10 protein-coding genes and 1 tRNA gene are annotated in these 12748 nt (G+C 64.9%); 7 read left to right on the forward strand and 4 right to left on the reverse strand.

The annotated features are described in order from the left end of the window. Nucleotides 1-65: 65 nt before the first annotated feature. Nucleotides 66-1169 (reverse strand): ferrochelatase, encoded by a 1104-nt coding sequence (hemH, locus tag PSV33_RS12555; protein ID WP_300562316.1) that lies wholly within the window; start codon nt 1167-1169, stop codon nt 66-68. Between the two features lie 19 nt (nt 1170-1188). On the opposite strand from hemH, the gene PSV33_RS12560 reads away from it, so the two are divergent. Next, the gene (locus PSV33_RS12560) at nt 1189-1899 is read left to right on the forward strand and encodes an HAD family hydrolase (protein ID WP_300562319.1); all 711 of its coding nucleotides are present in this window, start codon (nt 1189-1191) and stop codon (nt 1897-1899) included. After that, nucleotides 1896-2543 carry a glutathione S-transferase family protein gene (locus PSV33_RS12565; RefSeq protein ID WP_300562322.1) on the forward strand — a complete coding sequence of 216 codons (648 nt, stop codon included), beginning with the start codon at nt 1896-1898 and terminating at the stop codon, nt 2541-2543. Before PSV33_RS12560 ends, PSV33_RS12565 begins: the two co-directional genes overlap by 4 nt. Before the next feature lie 44 nt (nt 2544-2587). Here the strand turns inward: PSV33_RS12565 and hpnE are convergent, their stop codons facing one another. From hpnE to hpnC, 3 genes are all read right to left on the reverse strand, one after another. After that, entirely contained in the window at nt 2588-3865 is a 1278-nt protein-coding gene (hpnE, locus tag PSV33_RS12570; RefSeq protein ID WP_300562325.1) for a hydroxysqualene dehydroxylase HpnE, read from the reverse strand. Nucleotides 3866-4103: 238 nt separating this feature from the next. Next, the gene (hpnD, locus tag PSV33_RS12575) at nt 4104-4946 is read right to left on the reverse strand and encodes a presqualene diphosphate synthase HpnD (protein WP_300562328.1); all 843 of its coding nucleotides are present in this window, start codon (nt 4944-4946) and stop codon (nt 4104-4106) included. 51 nt (nt 4947-4997) lie between these two features. Then, on the reverse strand, nt 4998-5858 hold the full coding sequence (hpnC, locus tag PSV33_RS12580; protein WP_300562331.1) for a squalene synthase HpnC: 861 nt from the start codon (nt 5856-5858) through the stop codon (nt 4998-5000). A 132-nt stretch (nt 5859-5990) separates the two neighbouring features. On the opposite strand from hpnC, the gene PSV33_RS12585 reads away from it, so the two are divergent. The 5 genes from PSV33_RS12585 to clpP all read left to right on the forward strand — a co-directional run bounded on the left by PSV33_RS12585 (nt 5991) and on the right by clpP (nt 12734). After that, nucleotides 5991-7151 carry an efflux RND transporter periplasmic adaptor subunit gene (locus PSV33_RS12585; protein ID WP_300562334.1) on the forward strand — a complete coding sequence of 387 codons (1161 nt, stop codon included), beginning with the start codon at nt 5991-5993 and terminating at the stop codon, nt 7149-7151. 7 nt (nt 7152-7158) lie between these two features. Then, entirely contained in the window at nt 7159-10314 is a 3156-nt protein-coding gene (locus PSV33_RS12590; RefSeq protein WP_300562337.1) for an efflux RND transporter permease subunit, read from the forward strand. A 199-nt stretch (nt 10315-10513) separates the two neighbouring features. After that, nucleotides 10514-10600: transfer RNA gene (locus PSV33_RS12595), tRNA-Leu, on the forward strand. An 87-nt stretch (nt 10601-10687) separates the two neighbouring features. After that, nucleotides 10688-11998, forward strand: a complete 1311-nt coding sequence (gene tig, locus PSV33_RS12600) for a trigger factor (RefSeq protein ID WP_300562338.1) — start codon at nt 10688-10690, stop codon at nt 11996-11998. Nucleotides 11999-12113: 115 nt separating this feature from the next. Beyond that, nucleotides 12114-12734: an ATP-dependent Clp endopeptidase proteolytic subunit ClpP gene (gene clpP, locus PSV33_RS12605; protein WP_300512694.1), complete on the forward strand. Its 621-nt coding sequence runs from the start codon at nt 12114-12116 to the stop codon at nt 12732-12734. The last annotated feature ends 14 nt before the right edge of the window (nt 12735-12748 follow it).

A 12748-nucleotide genomic window follows, 5' to 3' on the forward strand; every position in this document is an offset into this window, starting at 1 on the left:
GGGGGACTGGGCCGGTGTGCTGGAGCAGGTGCAGGCGGCGTTGAAGCTGCGCCTGCAATAAGGGCTTACTGCCGGGCGCCCCGGGCAAGCGCTGCCGCCCTTGACGCGGCCAGCGCCTGCACATCGGGTGAGCTCTGGGTTGGCCAGCCCGACAGATGCTGGAGGGCAATGTCGCGCAGGGCGGCCAGCCATTCCGGGCTGTCGTTGAGGCAGGCGATGTAGTTGAAGGTCTTGCCGCCTGCATGCACAAAAGCTTCCTTGGCCTCCTGCGCAATTTCTTCGAGGGTCTCCAGGCAGTCGCCGGTGAAGCCCGGGCACATCACATCGACGCTTTTGACGCCGGCCTTGGCCAGCGCCACCAGCGTGGGCTCGGTGTAGGGCTCCAGCCACTTGGCCTTGCCGAAGCGTGACTGGAAGGTGACGCGGTAGTGCTCTTTGGCGAGACCCAGTTCTTCGGCCAGCAGGCGGGCGGTTTTGTGGCACTCGCAGTGGTAGGGGTCGCCCAGATGCAGTGTGCGCTCGGGCACGCCGTGAAAACTCATGACCAGCTTGTCGGCGCGGCCTTGGGTTGCCCAGTGCGCGCGCACGCGCGCTGCCAGCGCCGCGATGTAGCCCGGGTGGTCGTGGTAGTGGTTGACAAACCGCAGTTCGGGAATGCGGCGGGTTTTGGCGGCCCAGCTGTAGACCGCGTCGAACACGCTGGCGGTGCTGGTGCCGCTGTATTGCGGGTAGGCGGGCAACACCAGGATGCGGGTGACGCCTTCGGCCTTGAGCGAGTTCAGTTGTGCGGCCACGGAGGGCTGGCCGTAACGCATGGCGTAACGCACCTCCACATGGTGTCCGCGCTCGCCCAGGTAGCCGCGCAGCAGCGTCGCCTGTTTGGCCGTCCAGACCTTCAGCGGGGAGCCTTCCGCGGTCCAGATGCTGGCGTATTTGGCTGCCGACTTTTTCGGCCGCACGCGCAGGATGATGCCGTGCAGGATGAACCACCACAAGGCCTTCGGAATCTCGATCACGCGGTGATCGCTGAGGAACTGCGCAAGGTAGGGACGCAGCGCTGCGGCGGTGGGCGCGTCGGGGGTTCCGAGGTTGCAGTACAACACGGCGGTGCCGCTGGGCGCGCTGGGAGGCTGGCCGTGCTCAAAGGTGGGTTCGGGAGAAAAAGACATGGGTTATTCTCCCTTACCTATGCTTGACCTGACAATTATTAAAGCCATAACCCTTGACCTTGACGACACCCTCTGGCCGGTCTGGCCGGTCATAGAAAAAGCCGAAGCCGCACTTGAGGAATGGCTGGGGCGCCATGCACCGATGACGGCGGCCCTGTTTGCCAACCCCACGGCGCGCCACGATATCCGCGAGCAGATCGTCAGGACGCGCCCCGAGCTCAGGCACAACCTCAGTGGCATCCGGCGCGAGGCCATCCGCCTGGCCCTGTACCGCTCCCGGGAGAATCCCCTGCTGGCGGAAGAGGCTTTTGAAGTTTTTTTTGCCGCGCGCCATGACGTGACGCTGTTCGACGACGCGATGCTGGCGCTGGAGTTTCTTTCGGCGCGGTACCCGGTGGTTGCGCTGTCCAACGGCAATGCCGATATTGCGCGCATCGGGCTCTCGCCGTACTTTCGCGCCGCGATCAGTGCACAGGCGTTCGGTGTGGGCAAGCCGGACCCGCGAATTTTCCATGCTGCAGCAGGCGCCGTGGATGTGCAGCCGCACAACGTGCTGCATGTGGGTGACGATGCAGCGCTGGATGTGCTGGGCGCGCTGAACGCGGGCATGCAGACCGCCTGGGTGAATCGCGCTGATCACCTGTGGACGCACGAGGCCGTGCCGCACGAAACCGTGACCAGCCTGACAGAGCTGTGTGACCTGTTTCGCGTTGCTGACCCGCAGCCATGACCCTGAAGATCTACGGCATCGCGGCTTCGCGCGCATCGCGGCCGCTGTGGGTGGCGCAGGAACTGGGCCTGAGCTACGAACACATTGCCCAGCCTTACCAGGGCGGCGCAACGCGCACGCCGGCGTTTCTGGCACTCAATCCCAACGGGCATATCCCGGTGATCGAGGATGAGGGCGTACTGGTCTGGGAGTCCATGGCCTGCGCGCTTTACCTGGCGGGGCGTTTCCAGGGTGACGGCGCCCCATCGCTTGCTGCAGTGAACCACGCCGAACAGGCCGAGATCCTGCGCTGGAGCTTCTGGGCCGTGACCGAATGCGAAAAGGACGCACTGACGTTTTTGATGCACACCGTCGCCATGCCCGAGGAGCGGCGCAAGCCGCAGCTGGCGCAGGAAGCCGAGCGGCGCCTGCTGCCAGCGCTGCGCGTACTCGATCAGCACCTGCAAACCCGTCCGTTCCTGGCCGGTGCGCGTTTCACCGTGGCCGACATCTGCGTGGCTTCGGTGCTCGCCTGGGTGCAGCGTTCGGGTGAACTGAACGCGCAATGTCCGCCGCTCAGCGCCTGGCTGGCGCGTTGCCTGGACCGGCCCGCGCAGCAAGAGGTGCGCGCACTGGCGCGGCGCGACAGCGGCCGGAATTTATAGCCAAATCAGGTCGCAGCCCTTTCTGTGATTGCGGCAGCAGCTATTTATCTGATAGCAATTCTTGCGGCCTGCAAACCCGAGCGCACAGCACCTTCCAGCGTGGCCGGATAGGGACCGTCGAGGTAGTCGCCGCAGGCGAACAAGCCCGGCAGCACCTGCGCGGCGGGGCGCTGCAGGCCCGGCAGGCAGGCGAAGGTCGCGCGCTTTTCCACAATCGTCTGCACGGCCCGCAGGGCCGGAAGTCCGAGTTGCCGCTCGCCCTGGGCCAGCACACGCCGGGTCAGTCCGTCCTTGTCGGCGCTGCTGGCGCTGACCACAAAAGCCAGCAGCCCGGCGGGCCCGCCGAGCTGGCCGCGGTCAAACACAAACTGCGCCGGCGCCTCGCCGTCGGGGGCGCCGGCGCGCAGCGTGAGCATGGGCTGCGCCAGGCCTGCGCCGGGTGAAAACGCATACACCGTGGTGATCGCTTCAAACTGCAATGCGCGGGTCTGTGCCAGCCATCCCGGGCAGGGCAGGCCCGCTGTTTCAACCAGCCGCGCAGCTTCCGCTGGCGGGCAGGCGAGCACCACCCGGTCAAAGAGCGCGGCATCGACCTGCCAGCTTCCGGACAGGCGCGTCAGCCCCTGCACGCGGCGACCGAGGCCGACCTCCCCGCCATGCTGCGCGACCCAGGCCAGTGCCGCGTCGGGCAGCAGCGCACTGAGGTCCACACGCGGCAGCAACAGGTTGGAACCGCCCGATTCGGCGAATAACGCATCGCGCAGCACACGCAAATACACCTGGGCGCTGGCGCGGTCGGCCGGCGTGTTCAGCGCCGACACACACAGCGGCTCGATCAGGGTGGCCATCACCGCCGGGCTCAGCTGGCGGCACAGCTGCGCAACAGACAGCCCGGGCGCGCAGCTGAATCCCGAGAGCTGCCAGCCGACGGCGGCGCGCAGCAGCGAGAGTTTGTCGCGCCAGCTCCAGCCGCGCGCACGCAAAATGCCGGCCAGTGCATCGAGCGGAGCGGGCAGCCGTGGAAAGGCCAGACCCGTGCCGTCGGGGAACTGCAGGGTCAGCGGCAGGCGCAGCAGGGCCGTGTCGGCAGGCACACCGACGTTGGCCATCAGGCGCAGCGTTTCGCTGTAGGCGCCGATCAGGATGTGCTGGCCGTTGTCCAGCGCCAGCGCCGAGCCGTCGGGCCACTGGCCGTCGACGCGTCGCGCGCGCCCACCGGGAATACGGGCCGCTTCAAAGACGGTGACCTGCTGGCCGAGCCGCGTGGCTTCGACCGCCGCCGCGCAGCCGGCCCAGCCGGCACCGATGACGGCAACTCTCACGCCGCAATCCACGGAGCCAGCAAGCCCGTCCTCATCAGGCCTTGGCCGAAGCGCGCTTTTGCAAGCAGGGGCCGCGGGTCCGGCTTTGCCGGCCCGCAGGCGCAGCGGCCCCCTCGGGGGGCAGCGCAGTGCGCGCAGCGACAAGCGTGGGGGCGAGGGCCGTAGCGAAGGGCCGCCCCGAGCAAGGCCAGCCCCCTCGGGGGGCAGTGACCCACACGAAGTGGGGGAACGTGGGGGCTCATTGAACCTTGCCGAAGGCCTGTGTTTTCCATGCCAGCCAGAACTTGCGCAGCGGCGTCAGGCTGACCCGCTGGTGCAGCACCTGGTAGCCGTCGGCCTCGATCTCGCGCAGCAAGGTGCGGTAGATGCTGGCCATCATCAGGCCTGGCTTTTGCGCGCGGCGGTCGGCCTCGGGCAGCAGCGCCAGCGCCTCGTCGTACAGGCCAAGCGCACGCTGCGTCTGGAACTGCATCAGCGCGGTGAAGCGGTCCGAGTACTGGCGCTTGAGGATTTCGTGCGCTTTCACGTCGAATTGCTGCAGCTCGTTGACCGGCAGGTAAATGCGGCCGCGCAAGGCATCTTCACCGACGTCGCGGATGATGTTGGTCATCTGGAAGGCCAGTCCGAGCTTGTGCGCGTACGCGGTCGTCTGCGGCTGCGTCTGTCCGAAAATCCGCGCGGCCACCTCGCCGACGATGCCGGCGACCAGGTGGCAATAGGTCTTCAGGCCCGGAAAATCAAGAAAGCGGTTTTGCGTCAGGTCCATCTGGCAGCCTTCGATCACCGCCTGCAGGTGCCGCGCTTCGATCTGGTAGGTCGGTGCCAGCGGCATCAGCGCCTTCATCACCGGATGGCTGGGCGTGCCGGCATAGGACTTGAGCACCTCGGTCTGCCACCAGGCGAGCTTGGTGTGCGCCACGCCGGGGTCGGTCACTTCATCGACCACGTCGTCGATCTCGCGGCAGAAGGCATAAAAGGCCGTGATGGCCGCGCGCCTCTCCCGGGGCAAAAACAGGAAGGCGTAATAAAAACTGCTGCCCGACGCGGCGGCTTTCTGCTGGACGTATTCCTCGGGGTTCATGGGCGGGATTGTCGCAGGCTTGGCGCGGTGGCAAGCCGGCTGCTGTCGGGATCACATCCGGATCGCGCGCCACAGCATCAGCGCCACATCCCAGGGCGTGAGTTTGGGGCGCTGGCGCAGCGTGGCAAAGTCGATCGCTTCGATCCTGTCGAGGATGCGCAGGCCGCCTTGCACGACCAGGCGCAACTCCCAACCCGCGCGCCCCGGCACCTTCTTCACCAGAGGCAAGCCTTTCAGCATGCGCGCCCTTGCCGAATGGACGCAGGCAGCTATCAATTTTGTAGTGGCCGGGTTCACGTCCAGGGCCAGCAGCCGGGCTTCATCCACGCCGTGCGCGGTCCACAGCTCCTGCGGCAGGTAGATGCGCCCGCGCGGAATGTCCACGCTGAGGTCCTGCCAGAAGTTGATCAGCTGCAGCGCCGTGCAGATGTCGTCGCTCTGCACCAGGGACGCCGCATCGTTGACGCCATAGAGATGCAGCAGCAGGCGGCCGACCGGGTTGGCCGAGCGGCGGCAGTAGTCCAGCAGCTCGGCCTCGCTGGCGTAACGCTGTTTGACGACGTCCTGTTCAAATGCGCTGAGCAGGTCGTCCAGCAGCGGCACTGGCAGCTGGAACTGACGGATCACCGGCGCCAGCGCGCCAAAGACGGCCGGCCAACGCGCCGAGACCGGCTGGCCCTGCGCCGTGGCAAACAGGTCGGCGCGGCAGGCCGCCAGGTCGGCCAGCCTCTGGGCGGGCAGGGCGTCGCCCTCGTCGGCGATGTCGTCCGCCGTACGGGCGAACCAGTAGATCGCCGCCACCGCCGGGCGCAGGCGCGGCGGGCACAGCAGCGAGGCCACGGGGAAGTTTTCGTAGTGGCTGGAAGGAGGCTGCAGCGGCTGCGCAAGGTCGGGATGGGGGCCGGAAGTCATGGGCTGGATTGTCGCTTGACAAGCCTTAGGAATTACCCTAGATTACTAACCGGTCAGTCATTAACCAGCTTGTCGGGCTTGCCTGTTTCCTGCTCTCTGGCCTTTTTGCCACCGTTTTTCCTCAATGTCATCATGAATAAAACCGCTTTTGCCGTCCTCAGCAGCGCCTTGTTGCTGGCTGCCTGTTCCAAGCCAGCCCCGCCCGAGGAGCCGGTGCGTGCCGTCAAGGTCATGACCGTGGGGACAGATTCTTTCGCCAGCTCTTACGAGTTTGCCGGGGAGGTGAAGGCCCAGACCGAGTCGCGGCTGGGCTTTCGGGTCGGCGGAAAAATCATCCGGCGGCAGGCCGAACTCGGGCAGCGTGTGAAGGCCGGCCAGGTGCTGGCCCAGCTGGACCCGCAGGACTACAAGCTGGCAGCCGATGCGGCGCGCGCGCAGGTCGCGGCGGCGGCCACGCAGCGCGACCTGGCTTCGGCCGACTACAAGCGCTACAAGGAACTGCGGGACCAGAACTTCATCAGCGGCGCCGAACTCGAGCGCCGCGAGACCACGCTCAAGTCGGCGCAGGCACAGCTCGAGCAGGCGCAGTCGCAACTGGCTGTGCAGGGCAACCAGGCCGGTTACGCCGTGCTGGTGGCCGACGTGTCGGGGGTGGTCACCGCCGTGGAAGCCGAGGTCGGGCAGGTAGTTTCTGCCGGCACCCCGGTCCTGCGCATTGCTGCCGACGGCCCGCGCGACGTGGTGTTTTCCGTGCCCGAAGACAAGGTGGCGGCCATCAAGGTCGGCATGCCGGTCAAGGTGCGAGTCTGGGCGCAGAACGCCGGGCTGGACGGCAAGGTGCGTGAAGTGGGCGCCAGCGCCGATCCGCTCACACGAACCTATCCGGTGAAGGTGGTGCTGGCCACCCAGGATCCACCGGTGCTGGGCGCCACGGTTTACGTGCAGCCGCAGGGCCTGGGTGCCGCGGGCGTGCAGGTGATCAAGCTGCCGACCACGGCCCTGCGCCAGGAAGGCCGGGCAACGGCGGTCTGGGTGCTGGACCAGGCCAGCATGACAGTGAAGTCGCAGACCATCCAGATCGCGACGGCCGACGGCAACGAAGCGGTGGTGGCGTCGGGCCTGCAGCCTGGCATGCTGGTGGTCAGCGCCGGTGTGCATGTGCTTTCGCCCGGGCAGAAGGTCACGATTTATCAGCCAAAAGTGGCTGCAGCCCTTGCCCCGCCTGCGCAGACAGCTATCAATCCGGTAGCATCTGCTGCTGCTGCCACGCCCGCCGCAGCGCCCGCGAAGTGAGGCCGGCATGAACCAGGAACAACCAAAAGACAGTTTCAACCTGTCCAAATGGGCGCTGGACCATCCGGCGCTGACGCGTTACCTCATGGTGGTGCTGATGCTGCTCGGCTTTGCCGCCTACTTCCAGCTCGGCCAGGACGAAGACCCGCCGTTCACCTTCCGGGCCATGGTGGTACGGACCTACTGGCCGGGCGCCACCGCGCAGCAGGTGGCCGAGCAAGTGACGGACAAGATCGAGCGCACGCTGCAGGAAGTGCCGTTTGCCGACAAGATCCGCAGCTACTCCAAGCCTGGCGAGTCGCAGATCATTTTCCAGATCAAGGATTCGTCGAAAGCCGCCGATGTGGCCGGCGTCTGGTACGCGGTGCGCAAGAAGATCGGTGACATGCGTTACACCCTGCCCGGCGGCGTGCAGGGGCCGTTTTTCAATGACGACTTCGGCGATGTGTATGGCGTGATCTATGCGCTGCAGGCCGACGGCTTCAGTTATGCCGAGCTCAAGACCTTTGCCGACGAGGTGCGCCAGAAACTGCTGCGTGTGCCCGATGTGGCCAAGGTCGAGCAGTTCGGCGTGCAGGACGAAAAGCTCTACATCGAGATCTCGCAAAAGCGCCTGGCCCAGCTCGGGCTGGACTTCAACCAGGTGCTGAGCCAGCTGGGCCAGCAAAACGCGGTGGAATCGGCCGGCGCGGTGCAGACACCGCTGGACGTGGTGCAGGTGCGGGTGGCCGGTCAGTTTGAAGCCATTGAGCAGCTGCGCGCCATGCCGATACGCGGCGCCTCGGGCAGCCAGCTGCGGCTGGGCGACATTGCCGAGGTCAAGCGCGGCTACGTCGATCCGCCGGCCGTCAAGGTGCGCCACCAGGGCAGGGAAGTCATCGCGCTGGGTGTCTCCATGGCCAAGGGTGGCGACATCATTGCGCTGGGCAAGGCGCTGAAAGCGACCACCGCCGGCCTGGCCACCGGCCTGCCCGCCGGCATCGAGCTGGTGCAGATCCAGGACCAGCCGACCGCGGTGGCGACCTCGGTCAATGAGTTCGTGAAGGTGTTGATCGAGGCGGTGGTGATTGTGCTGGCGGTGAGTTTCATCGCGCTGGGTTTTCACCGCCGGCCCGGGCAGCACCCGCTGTGGAAGCGGTATTACATCGACATGCGGCCCGGCCTGGTGGTGGGCATCACGATTCCGCTGGTGCTGGCCGTGACCTTTCTGGCCATGAACTACTTCGGCATCGGGCTGCACAAGATCTCGCTCGGTTCGCTGATCATTGCGCTGGGCCTGCTGGTGGACGACGCGATCATCGCGGTCGAGATGATGGTGCGCAAGATGGAAGAGGGCTACGACAAGGTGCGCGCCGCGACCTTTGCCTATGAAATCACCGCCATGCCCATGCTGACCGGAACGCTGATCACGGCGGTAGGCTTTTTGCCGATCGGCATGGCGAAATCCACCGTGGGCGAATACACCTATGCGATTTTTGCGGTCACGGTGATCGCGCTGGTGCTGAGCTGGATCGTGTCGGTGTATTTCGTGCCTTATCTGGGAACCTTGCTGCTCAAGGCCAAGCCTGTGCCGGCCGGCGCCGAAGCAGGGCACCAGGAGCACTTCGACACAGCGTTTTACCGCGGCTTCCGGCGGGCCGTGAACTGGTGTGTCGAGTACCGCTGGATCACGATTGGCGCGACGGTGCTGTTTTTCGCGTTGGGCATTGTCGGCATGGGCAAGGTGCAGCAGCAGTTCTTCCCGGATTCGAGCCGTCCCGAGATCATGGTGGATATCTGGTTTCCCGAGGGCACCTCGTTCGCCGCCAATGAACTGACCGCCAAACGCGTCGAGACGCGCCTGCTCCAGGAAGCCGGCGTGCGCTCGGTCAGTACCTGGATCGGCTCGGGCGTACCGCGTTTTTACCTGCCGCTGGACCAGGTTTTTCCGCAGACCAATGTGTCGCAATTCATCGTGCTGCCACAGGATCTGAAGGTGCGCGAGTCCCTGCGTATCAAGCTGCCGGCCTTGTTGGCCCAGGAATTTCCCGAGGTGCGCGGCCGCATCAAGCTGCTGCCCAATGGCCCGCCCGTCCCCTATCCGGTGCAGTTCCGCGTGGTGGGCGCGGATCCGCTGGTGTTGCGCGAACGTGCCGACGAGGTCAAGGCGGTGCTGCGCGAGAGTCCCAATACGCGCGGCACCAACGACAACTGGAACGAGTCGGTCAAGGTCCTGCGCCTGGAGGTGGACCAATCCAAGGCGCGCGCCCTGGGTGTGACCAGCCAGTCGATCGCCCAGGCGTCCAAGACCATCCTGGCAGGCAGCACCGTGGGCCAGTTCCGTGAGGGCGACAAGCTGATTGACATCGTGCTTCGCCAGCCGCCGGACGAACGCAATGCCATCACCGACATCGCCAATGCCTACCTGCCGACCGCGTCGGGCAAGTCGATTCCGCTCACGCAGATCGCCAAACCGGTGTTCACCTGGGAGCCCGGCGTGATGTGGCGCGAGAACCGCGACTATGCGATCACGGTGCAAAGCGACATCGTCGAAGGCCTGCAGGGGGCCACGGTGACCAACCAGCTCCTGCCGGGGCTGAAGGCGCTGGAGTCGAAGTGGCGGCAAACGGGCATGGGCGCCTACCGCATCGAGGTGGCGGGCGCTGTCGAGGAGAGCAGCAAGGGCTCCAGCTCGATTGCAGCCGGCATTCCCGTCATGCTCTTTCTGACCTTCACCTTGCTGATGCTGCAGCTGCACAGCTTCAGCCGCGCGATGCTGGTCTTCCTGACCGGACCACTGGGCATTGCCGGCGTGGCCGGGGCCCTGCTGCTGCTGGGCCGGCCTTTCGGCTTCGTGGCCTTGCTGGGCGTGATCGCGCTGATGGGCATGATCCAGCGCAACTCGGTGATCCTGATCGACCAGATCGAGCAGGACCGCGCGGCTGGCGTTCCCGCCTGGGACGCGATCGTGGAGTCGGCGGTTCGGCGTTTGCGTCCCATCGTGCTGACGGCTGCCGCTGCCGTGCTGGCCATGATCCCGCTGTCGCGCAGCGTGTTCTGGGGGCCAATGGCGGTCGCCATCATGGGCGGCCTGATCGTGGCCACGGTGCTGACCCTTCTGGCCTTGCCGGCGATGTACGCCGCATGGTTTCGCGTGAAACGTGAAACACCGGCGTTTCAATAATTCGCCCGGCGGGCCGGCGCGCAGCGCCAGACCCGCGTGGTTCCGGGTGAAACGGGCGTCACCGGTTCCGGCCTGACCCCGTCTGCGGGGTGGTTGGGCGCTGAAGCGGCAGCCGATACAGGCTAAAATAGAAAGTTGACCGATTTCAGGCGGGGGTCCGGAAGCCGAAAAGCTGAGGATTCCCGTTTTTATTTCAGGCGCGCGGGTGGCGAAATTGGTAGACGCACCAGGTTTAGGTCCTGACGTCCGCAAGGATGTGCGGGTTCGAGTCCCGCCCCGCGCACCACGATTGAGACTTTCAGGACGATGGCCGTACCGGCTGACCGGTGCCCATCCGTCTTTTACACATTTTTCGGATATTTAGGAGTAGATCATGGCCGTGACTGTTGAAACCCTTGAAAAGCTGGAGCGCAAGATCACTTTGACGCTGCCCGTAGGCACCATCCAGTCCGAAGTGGACTCGCGCCTGAAACGCCTGGCCCGCACGGTCAAGATGGACGGTTTCCGTCCCGGCAAGGTGCCCATGAACGTGGTCGCCCAGCGTTATGGCTACTCGGTGCATTACGAAGTCATGAACGACAAGGTCGGCGAGGCTTTCTCCGTTGCCGCCAATGAAGCCAAGCTGCGCGTGGCCGGCCAGCCGCGCATCAGCGAAAAGGAAGGCGCGCCCGAGGGCGAGCTGGCGTTTGACGCGATTTTCGAGGTTTATCCTGAAGTCAAGATCGGCGACCTTTCCAGCGCCGAAGTGGAGAAAATCACTGCGGAAGTGACCGACGAAGCCATCGACAAGACGGTGGACATCCTGCGCAAGCAGCGCCGTACCTTTGCCCAGCGCGCCGTCGACGCGCCTGCGCAGGACGGCGACCGCGTCACCATCGACTTCGAAGGCAAGATCGATGGCGAGACCTTCGCTGGCGGCAAGGCGGAAGCCTTCCAGTTCCTGGTCGGCGAAGGCCAGATGCTCAAGGAGTTCGAAGACGCGGTGCGCGGCATGAAAAGCGGCGAGAGCAAGACCTTCCCGCTCAATTTTCCGGCCGATTACCACGGCAAGGATGTCGCCGGCAAACAGGCGGACTTCATGGTCACGGTCAAGAAGATCGAAGCCGCCCACCTGCCTGAAGTCAACGAAGCCCTGGCCAAATCCCTGGGCATCGCCGACGCCACCGTCGAAGGCCTGCGCGCCGACATCCGCAAAAACCTCGAGCGTGAAGTCAAGTTCCGCCTGCTGGCCCGCAACAAAAACGCCGTCATGGACGCGTTGCTGGCCCACGCCGAACTCGACGTGCCCCAGTCGATTGTCCAGGCCGAGCTGGATCGCATGGTGGAAGGCGCCCGCGCCGACCTCAAGCAGCGCGGCATCAAGGACGCCGACAAAGCGCCGATTCCCGACGACATTTTCCGTCCGCAAGCCGAAAAGCGCGTGCGTCTGGGCCTGGTGGTGGCCGAACTGACCCGTAGCAACGACCTGTTCCCTAAGACCGAACAAGTCAAGGCCCACGTCGAAGAACTGGCTTCCAGCTACGAAAAACCGGAAGACGTGGTGCGCTGGTACTTCAGCGACGAAAAACGCATGGCCGAGGTCGAGTCTGTGGTGATTGAAAACAATGTCACGAATTTTGTGCTGGGCAAGGCCAAAATCGTCGAGAAATCAGTGCCTTTTGATGAATTGATGGCGCAGAACTGAAGCCGGTGGCGGGCCATCGGCCCGGCGCAAAGCTGATTTCTGGTGCGGGGGCTTGCGGCCAAGGCTTCAAGCCCCATTTATTTTGGGTAAAGTAGTCCCAACATTTGGAGAAAGCATGAACATTTACAGCAGTGCACAGGACATCCAGGGCCTCGGCATGGTGCCGATGGTGATTGAACAGTCCGGCCGCGGCGAGCGGTCCTATGACATCTATTCGCGACTGCTGAAGGAGCGCGTCATTTTCCTGGTGGGCCCGGTCAACGACCAGACGGCCAACCTGGTGGTGGCGCAGTTGCTGTTCCTCGAGAGCGAGAACCCGGACAAGGACATCTCGTTCTACATCAATTCCCCAGGCGGCTCTGTGACCGCCGGCATGGCGATCTACGACACCATGCAGTTCATCAAGGCAGACGTTTCCACCCTGTGTGTGGGCATGGCAGCCAGCATGGGCGCCTTTTTGCTGGCGGCTGGTGCCAAAGGCAAGCGCTTCTCGCTGCCCAACTCGCGCGTGATGATTCACCAGCCCTCGGGCGGTGCGCAGGGCCAGGCCACCGACATCGAGATCCACGCCCGCGACATCCTCAAGACACGTGAGCAGCTCAACCGCATCCTGGCCGCCAACACCGGGCAGACCGTCGAGAAAATCGAGCGTGACACCGAGCGCGACTACTTCATGTTTGCCGAGGAAGCCAAGACTTATGGCGTGGTGGATCAGGTCATTGCCAAACGCCCCTGAAGCAGCGTTCGCAT

This window comes from Polaromonas sp. (genome assembly GCF_029945895.1).
In the GTDB taxonomy this organism is placed as follows: domain Bacteria; phylum Pseudomonadota; class Gammaproteobacteria; order Burkholderiales; family Burkholderiaceae_C; genus Polaromonas.